At 31.7% G+C, this 22,930-nt stretch carries 19 protein-coding genes; 11 read left to right on the top strand and 8 right to left on the bottom strand.

From position 1 onward, the window contains the following. Window positions 1-89: 89 nt before the first annotated feature. On the bottom strand, window positions 90-323 hold the full coding sequence (locus tag ACWJJ2_RS14080) for a hypothetical protein (RefSeq protein ID WP_253198109.1): 234 nt from the start codon (window positions 321-323) through the stop codon (window positions 90-92). Between the two features lie 313 nt (window positions 324-636). Between ACWJJ2_RS14080 and ACWJJ2_RS14075 the strand changes: the two genes are divergently transcribed. The 8 genes from ACWJJ2_RS14075 (at window position 637) to ACWJJ2_RS14040 (ending at window position 12,338) form a co-directional block, all read left to right on the top strand. Further along, window positions 637-3,705 (top strand): tetratricopeptide repeat protein, encoded by a 3,069-nt coding sequence (locus ACWJJ2_RS14075; RefSeq protein ID WP_462953408.1) that lies wholly within the window; start codon window positions 637-639, stop codon window positions 3,703-3,705. 57 nt (window positions 3,706-3,762) lie between these two features. Continuing rightward, a complete protein-coding gene (locus ACWJJ2_RS14070) occupies window positions 3,763-5,790 on the top strand; it encodes a urocanate hydratase (protein WP_462953407.1) in 2,028 nt (675 codons plus the stop codon). A 21-nt stretch (window positions 5,791-5,811) separates the two neighbouring features. Beyond that, window positions 5,812-7,065 (top strand): imidazolonepropionase, encoded by a 1,254-nt coding sequence (hutI, locus tag ACWJJ2_RS14065; protein WP_216302138.1) that lies wholly within the window; start codon window positions 5,812-5,814, stop codon window positions 7,063-7,065. Window positions 7,066-7,095: 30 nt separating this feature from the next. After that, the gene (gene ftcD / locus ACWJJ2_RS14060) at window positions 7,096-7,992 is read left to right on the top strand and encodes a glutamate formimidoyltransferase (RefSeq protein WP_216302139.1); all 897 of its coding nucleotides are present in this window, start codon (window positions 7,096-7,098) and stop codon (window positions 7,990-7,992) included. Between the two features lie 68 nt (window positions 7,993-8,060). Further along, the gene (locus ACWJJ2_RS14055) at window positions 8,061-9,740 is read left to right on the top strand and encodes a formate--tetrahydrofolate ligase (RefSeq protein WP_216302140.1); all 1,680 of its coding nucleotides are present in this window, start codon (window positions 8,061-8,063) and stop codon (window positions 9,738-9,740) included. A 48-nt stretch (window positions 9,741-9,788) separates the two neighbouring features. After that, on the top strand, window positions 9,789-10,409 hold the full coding sequence (locus tag ACWJJ2_RS14050; RefSeq protein ID WP_462953406.1) for a cyclodeaminase/cyclohydrolase family protein: 621 nt from the start codon (window positions 9,789-9,791) through the stop codon (window positions 10,407-10,409). Window positions 10,410-10,578: 169 nt separating this feature from the next. Beyond that, on the top strand, window positions 10,579-11,592 hold the full coding sequence (gene hutG, locus ACWJJ2_RS14045; RefSeq protein WP_216302141.1) for a formimidoylglutamase: 1,014 nt from the start codon (window positions 10,579-10,581) through the stop codon (window positions 11,590-11,592). 158 nt (window positions 11,593-11,750) lie between these two features. Continuing rightward, window positions 11,751-12,338, top strand: coding sequence for an ECF transporter S component (locus ACWJJ2_RS14040; RefSeq protein WP_268064044.1), 588 nt, complete (start codon window positions 11,751-11,753; stop codon window positions 12,336-12,338). A 103-nt stretch (window positions 12,339-12,441) separates the two neighbouring features. Here the strand turns inward: ACWJJ2_RS14040 and ACWJJ2_RS14035 are convergent, their stop codons facing one another. Both ACWJJ2_RS14035 and ACWJJ2_RS14030 read right to left on the bottom strand, forming a co-directional pair. After that, entirely contained in the window at window positions 12,442-15,156 is a 2,715-nt protein-coding gene (locus tag ACWJJ2_RS14035; RefSeq protein WP_216302142.1) for a YhgE/Pip domain-containing protein, read from the bottom strand. Window positions 15,157-15,385: 229 nt separating this feature from the next. Continuing rightward, complete coding sequence (locus tag ACWJJ2_RS14030) at window positions 15,386-15,949, bottom strand: TetR/AcrR family transcriptional regulator (RefSeq protein ID WP_462953405.1); 564 nt, start codon at window positions 15,947-15,949, stop codon at window positions 15,386-15,388. A 511-nt stretch (window positions 15,950-16,460) separates the two neighbouring features. On the opposite strand from ACWJJ2_RS14030, the gene ACWJJ2_RS14025 reads away from it, so the two are divergent. Continuing rightward, window positions 16,461-17,105, top strand: a complete 645-nt coding sequence (locus tag ACWJJ2_RS14025) for an undecaprenyl diphosphate synthase family protein (protein WP_216302144.1) — start codon at window positions 16,461-16,463, stop codon at window positions 17,103-17,105. A 192-nt stretch (window positions 17,106-17,297) separates the two neighbouring features. Here the strand turns inward: ACWJJ2_RS14025 and ACWJJ2_RS14020 are convergent, their stop codons facing one another. The 5 genes from ACWJJ2_RS14020 to ACWJJ2_RS14000 form a co-directional block, all read right to left on the bottom strand. Further along, entirely contained in the window at window positions 17,298-17,507 is a 210-nt protein-coding gene (locus ACWJJ2_RS14020) for a hypothetical protein (protein WP_216302145.1), read from the bottom strand. A gap of 172 nt (window positions 17,508-17,679) precedes the next feature. Then, a complete protein-coding gene (locus tag ACWJJ2_RS14015; protein ID WP_220286221.1) occupies window positions 17,680-18,357 on the bottom strand; it encodes a nitrite/sulfite reductase domain-containing protein in 678 nt (225 codons plus the stop codon). Between the two features lie 61 nt (window positions 18,358-18,418). Next, window positions 18,419-19,081 (bottom strand): hypothetical protein, encoded by a 663-nt coding sequence (locus tag ACWJJ2_RS14010; protein WP_216302147.1) that lies wholly within the window; start codon window positions 19,079-19,081, stop codon window positions 18,419-18,421. Window positions 19,082-19,362: 281 nt separating this feature from the next. Further along, window positions 19,363-19,488 (bottom strand): hypothetical protein, encoded by a 126-nt coding sequence (locus tag ACWJJ2_RS14005; RefSeq protein WP_258280600.1) that lies wholly within the window; start codon window positions 19,486-19,488, stop codon window positions 19,363-19,365. A gap of 61 nt (window positions 19,489-19,549) precedes the next feature. Then, on the bottom strand, window positions 19,550-20,749 hold the full coding sequence (locus ACWJJ2_RS14000) for a M23 family metallopeptidase (RefSeq protein WP_216302148.1): 1,200 nt from the start codon (window positions 20,747-20,749) through the stop codon (window positions 19,550-19,552). 211 nt (window positions 20,750-20,960) lie between these two features. On the opposite strand from ACWJJ2_RS14000, the gene ACWJJ2_RS13995 reads away from it, so the two are divergent. Further along, window positions 20,961-21,947, top strand: coding sequence for a DnaD domain protein (locus tag ACWJJ2_RS13995; protein ID WP_216302149.1), 987 nt, complete (start codon window positions 20,961-20,963; stop codon window positions 21,945-21,947). Then, window positions 21,940-22,920: an ATP-binding protein gene (locus tag ACWJJ2_RS13990; protein WP_216302150.1), complete on the top strand. Its 981-nt coding sequence runs from the start codon at window positions 21,940-21,942 to the stop codon at window positions 22,918-22,920. The genes ACWJJ2_RS13995 and ACWJJ2_RS13990 overlap by 8 nt, the downstream gene beginning before the upstream one ends. Window positions 22,921-22,930 lie beyond the last annotated feature (10 nt).

Below are 22,930 nucleotides of genomic sequence, written 5' to 3'. Positions count from 1 at the left end.
TTCATTTTCCTTTTTCACACAAGGATACTCCTTGTCCACCAAAACTGCCACTAACGACTTTGTCGCATTTCCACAAAACTCGCCTCCCATCATCTGAAGCCTAGGACAGTACTACCTTTTCCTTCTTCTGTACAAGGTTTTTCTATGAATTCAACCTGTTCAGCATGGGGGCTTCCATACTCCATAATTTTATTAGCAACATTGATATGAAATTGTCTCGATGCAGACTCTAAAATAAAAACGGTCATATTTTCTACTGGATTTACTTTAATGAAATGTAACTTTATTGTTATAACTTCCTTTTTGTTTTTATTATAAATCAATTTTAACATCCAAACGTCAAATAAGTGTCTATTATGAATTATCAATTAAATTTGATAAAAATTTTAAGTATATACTGCACATTATTAGTTCACTGTTTTTTTACCATAAAAATACATTTTCCCCCTTGTCATAGTACTATTTTGCCTTTTTACACTTGCATTTATATTACATTTTACTATTTACGTCTATATTACATCTATTAATCCAGAATTTCCACATAAAAAGTTCAGCTATAATCTTATTTTGGCATTTTATTTATATTGTAGTATAATTTACATAAGAAATTTTATGGCATTATACGGGAGTGATTCGATGGATTATATATATTGTAAAATGTTTGGTAATTTTTGCGTAACTGTCAATGAAAAAGAAATATTCTTACCATTCAGTAAAGCTCAAGGCCTATTTTGTTATTTACTACTAAATAAACAAGATAACAGAGAACATCTCTCAGAACTTTTTTGGGCTAACCAAGAAGAAGGCAATGCTAAAAAGAATCTAAGAAATGCTATCTATAAAATAAATAAATGCTCTAATGTTCCGGTATTGGTATCCCCTCAAAAATCAATAATTATGCTCAATCCAGATATAAAAATAGACGTAGATATATATACTTTTATGAGTGATGAAAGTGAAATAGATGTCTTTAAAGGAGAATTTCTACAAGGATTTTGCCCTAAAAATGCAGAAAATTTTGAAATTTGGCTATTAGAAATGCGTGAAAGTTTTGAATGTATGTATATTGATAAATTGAATAAAAAAATAGAAAAGGAATTACAAAATAATAATTATGATATTGTTGAAAAATATTCAAAGCTATTGATAAAAATAGATGAATTCAATGAAAATGCTTATATATATCTACTGGAAAGTTACAAAAATCAAGGTAAATATAACCAAGCAATTGAAACATATAATGATGTTAAGAAATTATTTAAAGATGAATTATCCATTTCTCTTAATGATAAAATATTAAATGTAGTTAATGAAGTAATAGATATTATGAATACAGTTAAAAGCAGTAAAAACGCTGATGATTTTTTCTATGGAAGATATAATGAATTGAGGATATTACAAAACAATTACAATAACTTCATGAAAAACGAATCTTCGAAATCCGTATTTTTGGTTGGCGAAGCTGGTATAGGAAAAACAAGATTGAAAGATAAATTTCTAGAAGTAGTAGATGAGGATACAACTTATATTTTAGAAACTTATTGTTTTCAATTTGAAAAGGATTGTATTTTAAAACCATGGACCATAATATTATCCAAGCTCTCCGAAATTATGAAAAATAAAAATATAAAAATCCCAACTTTATGGGAAGATATTTTAGAAAATTGTTTTTCTGAGATTGATGAATTAGATAATAAAGAACGAAGCCTTAAGGTTATAGAGAGTAACTATACATTAAAATATGAAGTCATTGGGAATGTAATTACTAATATACTTACTAAAATAGCATACGAAAAGAAAATAATGCTTATTTTTGAAGATATACAGTGGATTGATTATGGTAGTTTAACCTTTTTAAGCAGTATAATTTTACATGGTCATGCTAACATTTTGTGTTTCATGACATATAGAAATGAATACAACATCGAAATAGATAAATTCTTAGCTTCAGCAAATAAACACAATAAGATTTTAAGGATGGATTTATTAAGATTTAATAATGATGAAGTCGAAAATTTCATTAAAATTGGTCTTCCAAAAAATCATTTCAATAAAGATATAGTAAATAAAATATACAACGAAACTGAAGGAAATGCATTTTTTTTAACAGAATATATTAATACTATAAAATCTAATAGTAGTATAAATATTATGTCTTCTAAAATGCAAGATGTAATGAAAAGCAGGCTTTTAGATATTTCTGAAGGGTGCAAAAACATTTTAAGAATTTCATCTTTATTTTTTGATGAAATACCTTTGTATATTTTACATGAACTTACAAGAGAAGATGAACTTAAGATAATTGACTCAATAGAAGAACTTCAAAATAAATTTATATTAAAAGAAACAAATAACAATAATATAATAAGCTTTATGTTTACTCATCAAAAGTTAAGAGAATTTATTTACATCAATCAATCCTTGGCAAGAAGAAGAATTCTTCATAATAATATAGGCTACATTATTGAAAAGGGTTTAACAAATAATAGAAGTGATATAACCATTTACAATAAACTTGTTTATCATTTTTCAAACGCAAATAATAATTTAGCAACATTAAAGTATAGTATAAAAAGTTTAAACGTATATTTAAATTTTAGTCATGAACTTTATCCAGTACTATATTATAAGGATGTTAATTTTTATAACAATCTATATTTTAGTAACAATAAAACCATTAAAAGCATAAAGAAGATAGAAATTCTACTATTAAAAATAAAAAATGACTGTAGAAACTCTAAAGAAGTTTTAAGATTAGAGATCGAATTTTTACATATTAAAGGAAGATATCTTATAAGAGAAGGAAGCTATGAAAAAGGCGTTGAATTCATAAATGAAATGATAGAAAAAGCTAATGAGATTGAAGATTCAGATTACTCTATAGAAGGGTACAAGCAGATGATATATTATTGTATACAAACTAATAATATTGATGATATGATAAAATATGTAAACATCGGTTTAGATAAAGCAGCAGATTGTAATTATCATATGGAAATAGGCGTATTTCTACGATTTAAAGCCTTATATAAAAAAATGCAGGGAAAATACAGTGAAGCAGAAAGACTCTTTAATGAATCTATAAATATCTTTAATGTAACTAAAAGTGTAGCTGATAAATACGCCTTGAGTATAGCGGCCGCTTATAACTATATAGGCGATATAAGAAGACAAAGCATGAAATTTCAAGAAGCTTTAGACTTTTTTAATAGAGCAATAAAAATATGCGAAGAAAAAAATGTATTCCCCAGTCTTTCTATTTTCAACATAAATGCGGGTGAAACATGTTTCAATATGGGATCATATCCTGAGGCAAAAAAATATTTCGAAAGGGCCATGGATATCTATAAACAATTCGATTTAATGTGGGAAAAGTCTATTGTAGAAGCCTTTATGTCAAGAATACTAATTAGTGAAGGAAATTATGAAAGTGCCTTAAAATATTTAAAAAATTCAGATGTGCATTCAAGGTTGCTAAAAAACCCTCATGAAATTGGAATTGTATATATGGTAAAAGCTCAAATTAAAAGTGAAATGAAAAATAATGAAAAGTTAAATAAAATTTTTAATATGTACTTAAATGAAAATTTACAATTCTATTGTGGAAATAGTATTAATTTTTTAACTACCTCAAAGGATAATTATGAAATAGATTTGCTAAATACCTTAATAAAGGAAAATAGTTATGAGTGCCCCAAAAAATAGACATTTTAATGACGACATAGTATTAGAATGTGATTATAAAGAGGGGAGTGATCAGTAATGATTAATAATATTGATATAAAAAATGCAATGACAGTTTCTTTAGATGATTGTTTACCTACTATGCCTGAATTTATTGAGGGAATAAGGAGAGCTCCAGATAGAGGCTTCCACCTTTCAAAATCACAGACAGAAATATCACTTAAAAACGCACTTCGTTACATTCCAGAAAAGTATCATGAGGAGCTTATCCCAGAATTTATGGAGGAGCTTACTACAAGAGGCAGAATATATGGATACAGGTTTCGTCCCGAAGGCAGAATATATGGAAAATCAATAGATGAATATAAAGGAAACTGTATTGAAGGTAAAGCTTTTCAGCTTATGATTGATAATAATCTTGATTCTGAAGTGGCTTTATATCCTTATGAGCTTGTTACTTACGGTGAAACAGGAAGTGTATGTCCAAATTGGATGCAATATAGACTTATAAAGAAATATCTAGAAATAATGACTCAAGATCAAACATTGGTTTTAGAATCAGGACACCCTCTTGGGCTTTTCAAATCAAAACCCGATTCACCAAGAGTAATAATTACAAATGCACTAATGATAGGCATGTTCGATAATCAAAAAGATTGGGAAATAGCAGAGGAAATGGGTGTTGCAAACTATGGACAGATGACTGCCGGAGGATGGATGTATATAGGACCTCAGGGCATAGTTCACGGTACTTACAATACTTTATTAAATGCAGGTAGAATGAAGCTTGGAATCCCAAATGATGGTGATTTAAGAGGACATATATTTGTAACATCAGGTTTGGGCGGTATGAGCGGTGCTCAGCCAAAGGCAATCGAAATCGCAAATAGTGTAGGCATCGTAGCTGAGGTTGATGAATCAAGAATTAGTACAAGACTTGAGCAAGGGTGGGTTATGAAGCAATCATCAGATCTTGATGAGGTATTCAAAATTGCTGACGAATACTTGGAAAAGAAAGAGCCAATGTCAATTGCATATCACGGAAATATAGTTGATTTGCTTGAGTATGCAGTAAAAAACAACAAAAAAATTGATTTATTATCTGACCAAACATCTTGCCATGCGGCATACGAAGGTGGATATTGCCCTAAGGGAGTAACTTTTGAGGAAAGAACAAGTCTTCTTGCAAAAGACAGAACTAATTTTTGCCAATTGGTTGACAAAAGTTTAAAACGTCATTTTGAACTTATAAAAATATTAGTTGAAAGAGGGACATACTTCTTTGATTATGGCAATTCATTTATGAAAGCAATTTATGATGCCGGTGTTAAGGAAATATCTAAAAATGGAATAGACGAAAAAGATGGCTTTATATTTCCATCTTACGTAGAAGATATAATGGGACCACAGCTATTTGACTATGGATATGGACCATTCAGATGGGTATGTTTAAGTGGAAAGAATGAAGATTTAATAAAAACAGATCATGCTGCAATGGGATGCATAGACCCAAATAGAAGATACCAGGATAGAGATAACTATAACTGGATAAGGGATGCAGAAAAAAACAATCTTGTTGTTGGTACAAAAGCAAGAATACTTTATCAGGATGCTACAGGAAGAATAAACATAGCTCTTAAGTTCAATGAAATGGTAAGAAATGGAGAGATAGGACCTGTTATGATGGGTAGAGATCATCATGATGTAAGTGGTACTGATTCACCATTTAGAGAAACTTCCAACATAAAAGATGGAAGTAATGTTATGGCAGATATGGCTGTACAGTGCTATGCCGGGAATGCAGCAAGAGGTATGAGTCTTGTAGCGCTTCATAACGGTGGCGGTGTAGGAATCGGGAAATCAATAAATGGAGGATTCGGTCTTGTACTTGATGGAAGTTATAGAGTAGACGAGATAATCAAATCCGCTCTTTCATGGGATGTTATGAATGGAGTTGCAAGACGTTCATGGGCAAGAAATGAACATTCTATAGAAACAGTCATAGAATTTAACAATACACATAAAGGTACAGACCATGTTACTATTCCTTATTTAACAAACGAAAAACTTGTAAGGGATACTGTTAGCAAGTATTTTGATAAATAATATATTTAAGGGGATGTATTTATGAAAAAAGGAAATTTGCTTATAAAAAACTCCTCGGAACTTGTTACCTGCAGTGGTAGCAATGCAAAATACGGTGAGGAAATGAAAAACATTCATATCATAAAAAATGGAGCCGTTGTCATTGAAGATGGCATAATTAAAGCTGTTAATACTACAGAAGAAATATTGAAAATTTACAATGAAGCAGATTATGAAGTTATAGACGCATCTAATAAATGCGTCCTTCCAGGATTTGTAGACTCTCACACTCATTTTGTATTTGGTGGCTACAGGGCAGATGAATTTGCTTGGAGACTCCGCGGAGACAGCTATATGGATATAATGGAGAGAGGCGGCGGAATACAAAATACAGTAAACGCAACAAGGAATGCTTCAGATGAAGAACTTTATAATATTGGATTTGAAAGGCTTAATGAGATGCTTAAACTTGGAGTAACAACTGTAGAAGGTAAAAGCGGTTATGGCCTTGATTTTGATACAGAAATAAAGCAACTTAGTGTTATGAAGAAACTTAATGAAGATCATGCTATGGACCTCGCAATTACCTTTTTAGGTGCACATTCTGTTCCACCCGAATACAAAGGTAAAAATGATGAATATATTGACTTCATTATAGATAAAGTTCTCCCTGTGGTTAAATCAGAGAATCTTGCAGAGTTTTGCGATGTTTTTTGCGAAGACAAAGTTTTTTCTGTAGATGAATCACGAAAACTTCTTTTGAAAGCAAAGGAAATGGGTTTTAAACTTAAACTTCATGCGGATGAAATAGTAACCCTTGGAGGATCAGAGCTCGCAGCAGAAGTTGGCGCAATATCAGCCGACCATCTATTACATGCTTCAGATGATGGAATAAAAGCCATGGCAGATAAAAAGGTAATTTCTACCCTCCTTCCCTGTACTGCATTTTGCCTAAAAGAACCATATGCAAGGGCAAGGGAAATGATTGATAAGGGCTGCGCTGTAGCACTGGCATCGGATTTTAATCCAGGAAGCTGCTTTACATATTCAATACCTCTGGTATTCGCAGTGGCAGCTATATATATGAATATGAGTACGGAAGAAGCTATAACAGCGCTTACAATAAATGGTGCTGCTGCTGTCGGTAGAGCAGATTCCATTGGAAGTATCGACCCTGGTAAAAAAGGTGATATTGTTATTTTGAAATATCCTTCTTATAATTTTATACCATATCATACGGGTATAAACATTGTAGAAAAAGTAATTAAAGCTGGGAATGTAGTTGTTAATATATAATTAATCTTAAATAGTAAAGGAGAGAATATTATGTTAAAATTAGTAGAATGCGTTCCAAATTTTAGTGAAGGCAGAAACAAACAAATAATTGAAAGCATAGTTGACGAGATAAGAAATACAGAAAACGTAAAATTACTTGACTATTCTTCCGATAAAGACCATAACAGGACAGTTGTTACATTTGTTGCTTCACCTGAAGATGCTAAAAAAGCAGCTTTTAAGCTAATTAAAAGAGCATCAGAGCTTATAGATATGAGGACTCAAGAAGGTGCTCATCCAAGAATGGGAGCTACAGATGTGGTTCCATTTATTCCAATTCAGGATATTACTACAGAAGAATGTGTTGAAATGGCTAAAGAACTTGGCAAGAAAGTTGGAGAAGAATTAAATATTCCTGTTTATCTTTATGAAGACGCAGCTACTTGTGAAGCACGAAGAAATCTTGCTAAAATTAGAAAAGGTCAGTACGAGGGATTCTTTGAAAAAATAAAACTTCCAGAATGGAAACCTGATTTTGGTCCATGTGAAATGAATGAAAAAAGTGGCTGTATAGTTATAGGTGCCAGATTTCCACTTGTAGCATACAATGTAAACTTAGGCACAGACAATATGGAAATAGCAACTGCTATTGCTAAAAAAGTAAGATTTATAGGTGGAGGGCTTAGATTTGTAAAGGCTATGGGCGTTAAACTTTGTGAGAGAAACATAGTTCAGATTTCTATGAATCTTGTAAATTATGAAAAAACCGCCGTATACAGAGCCCACGAAATGGTTAAAATGGAAGCTTTACGATATGGAGTACCCGTTGTTGGCAGTGAAGTTATTGGATTGGTTCCTTTGAAAGCATTAATAGACTGTGCTGAATATTATCTTCAAATAGAAAACTTTGATATAAGTCAAATACTTGAAAAGAAACTTTCAGAATAAAAACTTAAAAAGCTTTCAGGGTAAGGAACCAAGAAAATATAATTAATTATGATGAGGAGTCGAATTATATGAGTATTGTTCCGAGTGATATTGAAATAGCTCAAAAGGCTAAAATGCTACCCATTGCAAACATTGCTGAAAATTTAGGAATTGAAGATGATGAATTAGAAGTTTATGGTAAATACAAGGCAAAAGTTTCTTTAAGTATTTTTGATAGATTAAAGGATAAAAAGGATGGAAAGCTAATCCTTGTAACAGCAATTACTCCAACTCCTGCAGGTGAAGGAAAATCAACTACTGCTATTGGTCTTGGAGATGCCTTGAATAGAATAGGTAAGAAGACATGTATAGCATTAAGAGAGCCCTCTTTAGGACCCGTATTTGGTATGAAGGGAGGAGCAGCCGGCGGCGGATATGCCCAAGTAGTTCCTATGGAAGATATTAACCTTCACTTTACAGGAGACATGCATGCTATAACTGCATCAAATAATTTACTTACTGCAGCAATTGATAACCATGTTCATCAAGGGAATAGCCTTAAGATAGATATTAGGCAGATTGTATTTAAAAGAGTTATGGATATGAATGACAGATCTCTTAGAAATATAGTTGTTGGTCTCGGTGGAAAGGTGTGTGGTTTCCCACGAGAAGATGGTTTCATGATTACCGTCGCATCAGAGGTTATGGCTATTCTTTGTCTTTCTAAAGATTTAATGGATCTTAAAGAGAGGCTCGGTAAAATAATAGTAGCTTATAACATGGATGGTAATCCAGTAACTGCAAAAGATCTTAAAATTAATGGAGCGATGACCCTTTTGATGAAGGATGCTATAAAGCCGAATATAGTTCAGACATTAGAAAATTCGCCAGCAATAATTCATGGCGGACCATTTGCTAATATAGCTCATGGTTGCAATAGCCTCATAGCTACAAAGCTTGGTCTTAAACTTTGTGATTACTTAGTAACTGAAGCAGGTTTCGGTGCTGACCTTGGTGGAGAGAAGTTCTTTGATATAAAATGTAGATATGGAGAATTGAAACCATCCGCTACAGTTATAGTTGCTACTATAAGGGCACTGAAAATGCATGGTGGAGTATCTAAATCAGATTTAGGCATAGAAAATCTTGAAGCCCTTGGTAGTGGGTTTGAGAACTTAAAAAAACAAGTTGAAAATATAAGAAAATTTAATGTACCTGTAATGGTTGCTGTAAATAGATTCAGTAACGATACAGAAAAAGAAATAGAACTTCTTATATCAAAATGTAAAGAGTTCGGAGTTGACATAGCCCTTAATGAAGTATGGTCTAAAGGCTCCGAAGGCGGAGTTGATATGGCCCGAAAGCTTATAAAACTTGTTGAAACAGAGGAGTCAAACTTTAAACCTATTTATGATGTAAGTAGTTCTATAAACGAAAAAATCAACACAATTGTTAGGGAAATATACGGTGGAGATACAGTAGTGTTTGAAGCAGCTGCTAAAAATCAGATGAAAAAACTTGAAGAATTAGGCCTTGATAAGATGCCCCTATGCATTGCTAAAACTCAATACTCCCTATCTGATGACAATAAACTTCTTGGAGCTCCAAAAGGTTTTAAAATTACAATAAAAACTGTAAGAGTCTCTGCAGGTGCAGGATTTATTGTATGCGAAGCTGGCACTATAATGACCATGCCAGGACTTCCTAAGGTTAGCGCCGCAGAAAAGATGGATATAGATGGAAGCGGAGTTATAACAGGATTATTTTAGACATATGCTCATATTATGTTGAAAAGATAGAGAAAGGAGTACATTATTATGTTATTAGTTGATAAAAGCGTTAGAGAATTCATTGACCAAACCTCCCAAAATTGCCCCGTACCAGGAGGGGGAAGCATTGCCGCACTATCAGCTGCATCTGCTGCAGCACTTGTTTCAATGGTTGCAAGTTTGACTATTGGTAAAAAAGGTTATGAAGATAGTGAAGTCATGATGAAAGAAGTTTATGAACAAGCCAACAAATATAAAGAAAGATTTATAGAGTATATAGATGCAGACTCTGAATCTTTTCATGGAGTAATGGCTGCCTTCAAATTGCCAAAAAACAGTGATGAAGAGAAATCTGCAAGAAAAGAAACTATTCAAAATGCATTAAAGCATGCATCAGAGACTCCATATAAGATAGCAGAAGATGCGTATGCACTTATGGATTACTCAGAAAAAGCAATAAAACACGGAAATAAAAATGCAGTAACTGATGGTGCTGTATCAGCTATGATGGCAAGAAGTGCAGTTCTATCAGCTCTTTACAATGTAAAAATAAATCTATCCTCAATCAATGATAGTGAGTTCGTAGCTCGATTTGAAAAAAAAGTATCTACTCTTGAAAAAAATGTAGTTGAAAGAGAAAAACAACTACTAAGCAAAGTAGTTTTATAATAGGGATAGATCCCCATAGCCATCAACCTAAGGTAAATCATAATTTGCCTTAGGTTGTTTTTTAATATGTTTAAACATACTTAATATGCTTATCATACTGAAAACTATATTTAAAATAATGATAGTGATGTAATTATAAATACATAAATAATTTGGGAGGCTAAATACAATGTTTGATAAAAATTATAAAATAACGGATAAAACAGTTTGGCAGGGACGCACTGATAGTGAAACCAACTATGATGCTTTTAGATGGCATCAATGTGTAAAGATAATAGATTTAAAAAGAGATGATTTAATTTCCTACACCGGTAAACTGGGATTTGCTTTTATTGGTTTTTGTTGTGATGAAGGTGTAAGGCTTAATAGTGGCAGAGTAGGGGCATCAAAGGGTCCTAAAAGTATAAGAAAAGAATTATCTAACCTTCCATGCAATTTTTCACAAGAAGTTAAACTTTTTGATGTAGGAGATATATTATGTGAAAACTGTACCCTTGATGAAAGCCAAGCTCTTCTATCAAAAGCAATCGAAAAGATTTTAAATTTAAATCTTTTTCCTATTATTTTGGGCGGTGGTCACGAAGTTGCTTTTGGAAGTTATATGGGTACATTAAATTACTTATCACAAAAAAGCCAAGAACCTAATATCGGGATAATAAATTTTGATGCTCATTTTGATTTAAGACCTTATACAAAAGTGACCAGTTCCGGAACAATGTTTAGACAAATAGCAGATATTTGTAGTGATAGGGATCTTCAATATTCTTATTTGTGCATCGGAGTTCAAAAGCACAGTAACACCATAGATCTTTTTAAAACAGCTGATAGACTTGGAGTTAAATACATGCTTGCGAAAGATATAATAGATAGTGACAGTTGGCCGCTTATGGAGGAAATAGATAATTTCATAAAATTTAAAGATTATCTATATGTAACTATATGCTCCGATGTATTTTCTACAGCTTTTGCACCAGGAGTAAGTTCGTCACAACCACTTGGTCTCGATCCTGAACGTGTATTAAAGTTTCTTAAATACATTTTAAGGTCAAATAAAGTAGTAAGTTTTGATATAGCTGAGGTTTCGCCAAGATTTGACCAAGACGACGTTACAGCAAACTTAGCAGCTGTATTGATTTTTTCTGTTATCAATACACTTTGTGAAACAAATAGTTTGTCTATCTAAAACTTGTTACATATTAATAATAAATTTGAGTTTACCAAGTCCGTGAATCAGTTTTTTATTGGTGGTGCAGGAGCTATGAGAATTAGCATTGATGTATTTTCTATATTCTTCCTGAAATTATTTTCGGACCAATTTATGGGGCACTTGCTGGTGGTCTTGTGGATATTCTTGCATATATTATAAGACCTCTGGGACCTTATATTCCACTATTTACTTTAACAACAACGCTTGCAGGCTTTATTCCAGGACTAATATGGAAACACACAAAATTTACTAAAGTTGCAAAACAAGTTAAATACTATATTACTTGTTTTGCAACTTTAGGATTAATAGGAATTGTTAATACTATTGTAATATTGCTATTTCCAAAATCAAATTTAGGCAAACTTATATTTTCGCTTGGAAAGAAAACTCAATTTATTGGTATTGGACTCGAGATTATAGCACTGCTTGGTTTTGTAATTTTGGTTATTAATAATGTGATTAAAAGAAACAATAGTGAAAATAAACTATATGATAATTATATTAAAATGATTTTAGCAATAGGATTGCCTGCAATTGTAATTTCATCTATTAACACTTATTTTCTAATATTATTTATACCAGGGCTTTCTAGTGTAGGTTTTATGGTTTTATGGCTTCCTAGAATTGCAGAAACATGTCTAATGATAATAATTCAGTCGTATATAATATCTATCCTTTTAAATGTTTATGAATTGGTCTTTAGAATAGATCTTAAATGTTAATTTAGTAATAATCATTGATGATTATATTAAAAAACCACACTCCTAATAATATAGGAATGTGGTTTACAAATATCTAAATTTTTTAATACGTTGTTACTTTATACTATGCAGTTATATTTGTTGCTTCATCTCTTTTATCTTGTATCAATTTTTGCACTTTATCTGCATGCCCCTTCATTGATATAGATATGAATAAGAATACAACTAACATTGCCGCAAGGACTATTACATCTTTTGTAAATACGCCATAATCAATACCTGATACTACTTCTCTTAACCCAGATACTGCATAAGTAAATGGCATAAATGGATTTAAAACCTTAAACAAATTAGGTACAACTTCTATTGGGAATGTACCTGCACAAGAAGTAAGTTGAAGAATTAATAATACAATTGATATTAATCTTCCTGCTTGCCCAAGTAAGAATACCATGCATTGAATAATCGCTATAAACACATTTGATAAGAAAATATTAAACAAGAAATACAGTAGTATATTACTTGGTCTAAGACCTAATAACATTACAGCTCCACTTGCAAGTACCGCTTGCATAGCTCCTATAGCTCCATATGATAAGAACTTACCTGCTACTACAGAAGCTGGGCTTGCTGCAATATCTGCATCTACCTTATCTGTAATTACAAAGAACATCATTAAAGCTCCTACCCATAATGATAGTGGAATGAAATATGGAGTAAATCCTTCACCATAAGTTTTAACAGGATTTATTGGCTTTTGATCCATAACTACTGGCTGCGAGAATGTCTCTCCCATAGTTTTACTATCATTTTTCAAGCTACTACTAAGGTCCTTATGACCATCTGCAAGCTTTTTGTTAAGTTCTTTAGAACCATCTGCTAACTCTGTCATGCCACCATCTAATTTATTAGTACCATCATCTAACTTGCTTACCCCATCTTTTAGCTCAGGTAATTTACCATTTAAAGTACTAATTCCTTTTGTAAGCTCTGCTGAACCTGCATTTAGTTTCGACGTTCCATCTGCTAAAGCTGGCATCTTTTGACTAAATTGTGCTAGCCCTCCTGATAAAGCTCCTGAGCCTCCCGATAAAGCTCCTGAACCTACCGCTAACTTCTGCACGCCTCCAGTTAAAGCTGGGATTTTATCATTAAGCGCTGAAATTCCTCCTGATAAAGCTCCTGAACCTGCAACTAACTTCTGCACGCCTCCAGTTAAAGCTGGCATTTTACCATTAAGCTCTGAAAGTCCATTACCGAATTTACCATTCATACCATCATATAGCCGATTTAGACCTCCACTAATTTTAGCTGCACCGCCCGCTGCTTCACCTGTTTTTTCTGCAAACATTCCAGCCCCTTTTGAAAACTCTTCTGCACCTTGTGCAAAGTCATGCGAACCCTTTACAAAATCTGAAGATTTCTCTTGTAATAGCTTAGATCCTTCTGCTACTCCATGAGCACCCTTTTGAAGTCCATTCATCATCGCTACGTTGTTTTCATCTGTAGCATTTTTATTTAATGCAGTTAATGTAGCTGAAACGACTTGCATATTTGCATTATCCATTGCGTCTGGATTAGCTTGTAAAAATGCTTCCAGTTTCTCATTTGCTTGTTGCAATGCCATTTGTGATTTTTTACTATTATCTAATAAAACATCTACTCCGCCAGCAACTTTTGCACTGCCCACGCTAAGATCACTCATGCTATCTTTCATTTTATCATATCCACCACTAAGCTCTTTTGATCCACCATTTAACCTAGTTGATACATAATTTAACTTAGTTGATCCATCTTTAGTTCCTGCAAGCCCTGAAGCAAGATTTGCTGCTCCTTCTTTAAGTTCTTTAGTTGGAGGTACCATTTCAGTCGTATATTTATCATTAAGCTGTTGTACCCCCGTTACCATAGTTGATACTTGCTTATCAAGCTCCAATAAGCCATTATTGAGCTTATCTGCACCACCATGAAGTTTTTGTACTCCTGTTCCCATAGATGGTACTTGGTTGTTAAGCTCCGATAATCCATTATTAAGCTGCGATAATCCATTATTTAGCTTATCTGCACCACCATGAAGCTGATTTACCCCACTTACCATTGTAGGCACTTGAGCTTTAAGCTCCCCTAGCTTGCTAGTTAATGTATTAGAACCCACTAGTAATTTCCCTACTCCATCCATCATTTCTGGAACATTACTTTTAAGTTTCCCAGTTCCATCTTTTAACTGATGCGTACCATCTTTTGCTGTAACTACACCGTCAGCGAGTTTTTTGCTTCCATCAGAAGCTTTTTTCATACCATCTTTAAGTTCAAATAAACTATCAAACACTGCTGTTGCGTATTCTTTTGACATACTTTTGGTTAGTTCTGATTTAAGCTGATCTAAAACTTTACCATTGATTTGTGCTGCTAAAAAATTCCTCTTTTCATTTGCACTATATAATATAGTAGCTTGTTCTGGTTTACCTTTAGTCGAACTTAAAGCATTTTGCGAAAAATCTTCAGGGATTACGAACATGGCATAATAATTCTTTCCCTTGACTCCATCTTCAGCTTGCTCTTTTGTAACAAACCTCCAGCCTACTGCTTCCTTATCTTTAAGATTATTTACTAAATCTTGACCGTAGTTAACTTTTTTTCCGTCCTTTAAGCTTCCTCTATCTTGGTTTACCACAGCCACTGGCATATCCTTAATTCTAGCATATGGATCCCAAAAAGCATCAAGATAAAGTAAACTATACAAAAGTGGAACTATAATAATTGCTACTACCGATACTCGTATGAATCTATTTTTAAATATACTTGAGATATCTCTCCAAGCTACTTTTAAAAAGTTCATGTTATCACCTCATCCTTTATATATATAATTATTTTCTACAACAGTTTTAACAACATTAATTTATGAACTGACTAGTCAGTCATATATGTATATTTTACATTTTTTTTTCATAAAGTCAATGTATTTTTTGTTAACAAAAGAAGTAAACGTGCTCATTAATTTTATAATTTCATTTGAAATAAAAAACAGTAAGATATCCTATTATCTAGAATTATCTTACTGTGTATTTTTACTTTATTCCATTTAGTAGGTGCTCCATAAAATTATCTGTAATTTCATCTAATTTCATACTATCATTTTTAATAACATTATAAACGGCTACTGATACTAAGTTTCCAAAATACATATATGTTAAAAAAGAGGATTCACATTTTTTTATAGATCCCTCAGCCATAGCACTTGCTAAGAATTTTTCAATATCTTCCATATACGCCTTTAGCATTCCTCTAAGCTCAGAATGTCTTATTTTCCCGCCCCATGCTTGACTCATTATAACCTTAAATAAATCCCTATTTTCATATGCCAATTTTAACTGATCCTTGGTTAGTTCTCTTAATTTACAGGTATAGTCTCCCTTCCCTGTAGTAATTTTTTCTATTTGTTGCCTAAGTAAGCTTACTCCCTCTATAATTATGTATTTAAAAACCTCATCCTTACTTTTAAAATAATAGTATACCGTACCTTTAGCTACTCCAGCGTTTGCTGAAATCTCATCCATAGTGGCTCCGTCATATCCATTAGTAGAAAAAGTTTTAATTGCAGACTGAAATATAGCTCTTTTTGTTTTATTCATTAACTCACCTCAACTTATCAATAAATTTATCTTATATAGTTATTTTAGTATTAAGGAACATTAAATCTTATTTCAAATATCTTAATCGATATTTCAATAATACTATACTATATCCCTATAAATTGAAAGTATTTTTATACATTATCTAAAATTAACTTTTCAACTTTTAGTTTTCCTAAAGTATTAAAATATACAGTATGTCATTAAATCATCTTCTGCAAAGCTGCAATTTCAACGACTTCAGAAGGAGATTTACAATTTCGCTGAAGCTTTTTTTACTGTACTAACTACCCACACTTATAGAAGTTGGGGGACTTTCCTTCTGAAATTTCGTTAACCATTCATTTCTATTTTTACCATTTATGTAATATATATTTCTGTTAAAATCAAATATTAATTTAAAAATTCAATAAATTAGATTATTTAATTGTAAATATAATGGATTAATATATTAATAATGGATATACTATGATTTATAAGTTATAAAAATTCATAATTAAAGGGTGATAATATGAGAATACCAAACCACATAGGAGTAATTCCCGATGGAAATAGAAGATGGTCGGTAGATAATGGTTTATCAAAAGACAAAGGGTATTCCTTTGGACTAGATCCTGGTCTGTCTTTGTATAAACTTTGCAAAGCTGTGGGCGTAAAAGAAATAACTTATTATGGGTTTACTACTGATAATACAAAAAGACCACCCTTGCAGAGAGAAGCTTTTGCTAAAGCTTGTGTAGATGCAGTAAAACTTTTAAGTACACAGGATGCTGATTTATTAGTAGTAGGAAATAGTGCCTCACCTATGTTTCCTAAAGAACTACTTCCTTTCACCTCACGTAGAACCTTTGGTAAAGGTGGTATGAAGCTAAACTTTCTCGTAAACTATGGCTGGGAATGGGATCTAAGTAACCTAGATCAAAACAAAAGTAGCAAGAGAAGTAATATATTTAATTGCATAAAAACTAATGATATCTCTAGAGTAGATTTAATTATTCGTTGGGGTGGAAGAAGGCGTCTTAGTGGATTTTTGCCTTTACAATCCATATATTCTGACTTTTACGTTATAGATGACTTTTGGCCTGACTTTAAACCGGAGCATTTATCAAATGCTTTACATTGGTATGATGATCAAGATGTAACACTTGGTGGTTGATATATATAAAAAAATAACTAAGTCACCTATTTTGAAATAGATATAAGTTTTTAATAGACTATATCTATTTTTTTATATGCTAAAAATGATTATTAGATTAAATCACCGATATATTTATTATCTAAAATAAAGCATACAACTAAACATTATAAGTGGCAGCTCTAGTTATATGCTCTGTGAGTCCCTGAAATACTAATCTGTAAATCTTTTATTTTGCTCAACTACCTCATATGCGTAGGCTTCATTTTTTTCTTGTCTTATGCTTCCATTATTATTAATTCCTGTAACTATTGTAGGTATGTTTACTAACTTAATGTCTGTGCCTTCAATCTCAACATACCTTTCTAATCCATCTTTAGATGATTTTTTATTACTTAGTTCTCTTGACTTCATACTCCCCACATTTCATCTCTCCTTTCAAATATTATGCTATCCATTAACAAATGCTTATATACTTAATAATTTCTAAAATATTTTATTTGCTATGCGATATTTTAATAAAAAGAGATGCTATTATTTTTGACAAAAATAAAAACGCTTATTATGCGTTTTTATTCAATGGACTTATTAATCATCACCTGCTGTGCTGCAATAACGACTTTAGAAGGATATCCGCTTTAAATTTTTCTAGTCCTATTCGTTGAATGAAATCTCCTAGTTTCTCTCCCATATTTCCATTAACCTTGTAATATTCCATTAAAATATCAACCACAATCAATACCTTTTCTTCTGTTAATTTATCTGCAATAATATCAGCTACCCTAGGGTTAAATCCACCACTACCACCTGCGACTATCATGTATCCTTCCTTGTCACCTATTATGCCTAAATCCCTAGCGTACACACTAGTGCAAGCATTCCTACAACCAGCTACTCCAATCTTTGTTCTACAAGGCATCTCCATTCCATGGTAACGCTTATCTAAAAGCATTCCAATTTTCAAGGAATTTTGTTTCGCTCTTTTGCAAAATGCTGCAGGGCACATATGAACATTTTTTACAGAGTTTAGGGATTTAACTCCTGGCTGCATACCTAATTCTTCCCACACTTTTGCAACATCTTCAGATTCTAGTCCTAATATTGCAATTCTCTGCCCTGAGGTCATTTTTAAGATTCCTTTATATTTTTCAGCTACTTCAGCTATTTTTGATAGCTGTTTTGAGGTTATAAATCCCCCCGGGATATGAGGCGTTACACCATAAGTTCTTTTTCCATCTCTTACTTTTTGAAGTACAGCATATTTAGGTTCCATTTAATTTCCTCCTATTCCATGGGGATCGTAACAACCATTAATTATTATATTGCTCTTTATGTTACTTTCTTGTGATTTGATTTGTTCCTATTATACCATTATATTCTAAACCTTTAATGAAATTATAAGTATATTCCTCATTAGAATTTTCAATAAACGCTTTAATCCATACATGTCTAAGCATGTAAAATATATTTACATCTCCATTTACCATTTCCCAATAATTTTTATGAATACAGCTTGTAGTTTCCCATTCAAATATGTCATTTTCAGATTTTATAACCCTCATTACTCTATCACAAGGCATACCTTCTAACAAATTATTATTGAGGGCGTTAAATACTTCTTCTGGCCTTCCTTGCATTTCTTTTACTTTTAAAGTTTCTCCAACAGTTTTACCTTGCTTTGCAAAACATGCTTTAGCGATAACTTCTGCTTCTTCTCCATAATTTTTAATCATTTCTGTTATTATAAATGCTGTTCTAGTTTCCACTTTTCCGATTTTATCCTGTAACCAGCCATGAATATTAGATACATCAATTATATCTTCTATATTTTTCGTGGTATCTATTGGACTTCCGTAAGCCGCTGATTTTTGGGCAACATCTTTTGCATTGTCACCGTATTCATCTATATAAACTTTTCTTAAATTTGTCTCTAAATCCTCTGCCAATAAAATTTTACTAAATAACCATGTGTGAATAGGTGCTAAAAAAGCGCTCATTATTATTCCTCCAATATCTATTTATTCTTTTATATCATCTCCTGCGGAGCTGCATTAACGACTTCAGAAGTAGATTTATACTCCCCCTTATAGCATTGGGAGACTTTCCTTGTGAAATGTCGTTAACTTATAGTCTAATAATACTATATTCAGCCAATACTTACGGTAACTTATGTTACCATAAACATATCCCTATAAATTAATTACTATTTCAGAAATGGTTAATTATATTTTAAAAAAATAAAAAGAGCATTAAAGCTCTCTTTACTAAATTAGTTTTATTATTCTTCAGCTCTTATTGCTGATTTGCGTTTTGCCTTCTTCATATCAGATGCTTCTATAGTCTGTGGTTTTTTAGGCTTATTATCTTTTTCTTTTGCTGGTGTCTTCATTTCTTTATATGGCATAAAATCACTCCTTCATAAAGTATTTTTTACTTTTAGTACAATTTTATTCATATATTTATTTTTATTTAATGTATTTTTGAGGATTTTTAGGCTCACCGTTCTCTCTTACCTCAAAATGCAGATGAGGTCCTGTGCTATTCCCGGTACTTCCTACTTCTCCTATTTTCATACCACCCTTAACTACTTCACCTTTTTTTACAGTAATGACACTACAATGTGCATATGTAGTTTCTATTCCTCCGCCATGGTTGATTTTTATCACATTACCATACCCATCCTGCCAAGCTGCATAAGTGACACTACCATCTAATGCCGCACTTATTGTTGCACCAAAACTCGCTGCTATATCAACTCCTTTATGCATTTTTCCCCAGCGCGCACCAAATCTTGAACTTATACTACCTCTTGATGGACTATTTATAGCTTCCAATCGAGGTGTTATTGGGTTATTAGTTCCTACCAATATTTCTTTGCTTTGCGCTGGCGTTATAGTATCTTCTTTTAAGACCTTTTCAGATATGATATTATTGTTAATGGCTATTACTTCGGTAGTAACCTTTTTCATTCCATCACTACCTTCACGACCTACCTTTTTAACACCATTCATTAGTTTACTTGAAGATTTTATAATTGTAGTAGGGTATATCGCTTGTTCTTTAATTATATTTCCTACTATCTTTACTGTAATTAATGGAACTTGTGCTTTATTGTTATATTTAATTAATTCCTTAATAATTTCATTATTTTCATATAAGTTTCCTGTTTTAACCTTAACCGGTTCATAACTAATTTTATTCTCTATATCTGTTTTTATTATGCTATTTAGCTTCGAACCCTCAGAATAATAATCTTTTACAGAGTTCAAAATTTCTTTCCCTTGATTTTCATTTGTTACATATGCCATTTTTCTATTATCTGATTTCATTAAAAATACGTCCACTACTACATTGGATTTTTTTAACATTACTTTTTTAAGGCTATCTCCACTTATAAACATAGCATCATCATTTACCTTTACTTTACCTAAAGTTAAACCTTTTATTGTAATTACATTCCCATATTTGGATTTAATTTCGGATTGCAATTCCTTATATGTTTTATTAAATTCATTCTTATTTTTTACAAATGTTATGGTACTGCTCCCTATACAAACTTTATAACCATAAAACCTATATACATTTAAATACACCATAGTAGCGGTAATCATAAGTGTTATAATTACCACACCTATATTCATTTTATTTCGTTTTAGAGCATTCAATATTCTACCTCCCGTAATACTTACTTAATATTACCTTTTATTACAAATAATATACATTCTTGAAACATCTTTTTTATTTGTATCTTTCACTGTATGGTATACTATATGTTGAATAATAAAATCCCTATAGATTAATACATTATATAAATAACCAGCAATTTTGTATTTTAAAATTATATTTCTATAATTTTAAAAGAAAGGTAGTGACTTTATGAGTACTTTCATGTTTAAGAATGAAAACTATAAATATACTCCTGTGAGTAATATCTTTATAGATAAGTTTATGCCTAGAGCTAGAGGAGAATTTGTTAAAGTTTATCTTCTTGGGCTAAAATATTGTACAACTGGAGAAATAGGTGCTACCTCTTCAGTTATAGCAAATACGCTTGGACTTCTAGAAACAGATGTTGTAAATGCTTGGAACTATTGGAATGATGAGAACCTAATTAAAATGACCCCCATTGATAATATGGGTAACTTTAATGTTGAATTCTTGGATTTATTAGATGTTCCAAGTGACAATATCCAAAACATAAATTTGCTTGAGGAATTAACCAATTCTTCAATAAAAGGTATGCTCCAAGATATTGAAAAACTATTAGCCAAACCTCTTTCACCGAAAGAAATGACCATGTACCTAAGTTGGCAAAAAGATTATAATTTCCCCCCAGAACTAATCCTTTTATTAATTCAATATTGTGTATCAAAAGGTAAAGTTGACTATAGATACATTGAAACCATTGCAATTGCATGGCATGATGCTAATATTCAAAATATTGAAGGTGCTCAATCCTATATAAAAAAACATGAGGATAAATGGATAAACATCAGAAAAATCTTAAATTACCTAGGAATAAAAGCTCCAGAAATAATGAAACCTCAAGAACAAATATTAGATAAATGGATAAATGTTTATAAATTTTCTCTAGAAATTATATATAAAGCTTGCGATATTTGTTTTGATAGGCTTAGCCGCGCTGATTTTAAATATATCGATGGGATTCTAAATAGTTGGTTTAAAGACGGCATAAACTCTTTAGAGGATATAGAGAAAAAAGATAAAAAACGTTTAGTTACTAATAAAAAAACTACTGCCGGTGGAAAGCCTGCTAAGGGAAGTTTCAATGATTATGAACAAAGAGCTTATAACTTTGATGAACTAGAAAAAAAATTACTAGGATGGGATAATAATGATTAAAGGATATCAAACCAAAATATTAGCTATATATGATCGAATAAGGCAAGAAGAAGAGGCTGACTTTAGAAAAAGAAAAGTTCACATAGAAAAGACTCACCCTGAGATTATTGAACTAGATCACAAAATAGGTAAGCTATGTATAGAATTATCCATTAGTGCTTTGAAAAGTATCAACAATAGAGATGAATATTTACATTCTTTGAAAGAAAAAATAATAGATCTAAGAATGAAAAAATCTGAGCTATTAGTCTCTAATGGTTTTGATATGGAATACTTGAATTTGCATTATAGATGCACAAAATGTCGCGATACAGGTTTTATTGGAAATACTAAATGCCCTTGCTTTAAGCAAAAGGTTATAGATGTTTATTATACTAGTTCTGAACTTCAAGGTATGTTAAATACCAATAACTTTGATAATTTTAAATTAGACTACTATCCTTCTAGAAAAAGTGAACTTGAATCAGAATCTCCTAAAAAGAACATTGAAAAGATTTTATCTAGGTCTATGAGCTTTTTAAAGAATTTCAATACCACTGATGAAAATTTATTATTCTATGGAAGTTCTGGTACAGGAAAAACCTTTCTGTCTCATTGCATTACAAAGGAATTACTCGACAAAGGTTCTTTTGTAGTATATAGAACAGCCGAACAATTGATAAAGGCTTTAAAAGAAATTCGATTTAATGGCGACACCTCTTTAGAGGAACTACTAATAAATTGTGATTTACTTATTATAGACGATTTGGGCACTGAGCAAATTTCAGATTTTACTAAAACAGAAATGTTCAATCTACTTAATACCAAATTATTAAAACAAAAAAAAATGCTAGTATCTACTAATTTAACTCTTGAAAATTTATTAAATACCTATACTGAGAGAATAACCTCTAGATTAATTGGAAATTTTACACTTTGCAAATTCTTTGGAGACGACATAAGAATTAAGAAAAATTTGAGTAAATCAAAATAATATAAAAATA

The sequence above is a fragment of the Clostridium sp. CM039 genome, assembly GCF_055081075.1.
Note: the sequence above shows the minus strand (reverse complement) of the source record. Positions and strands in the feature narration are given on the sequence as shown.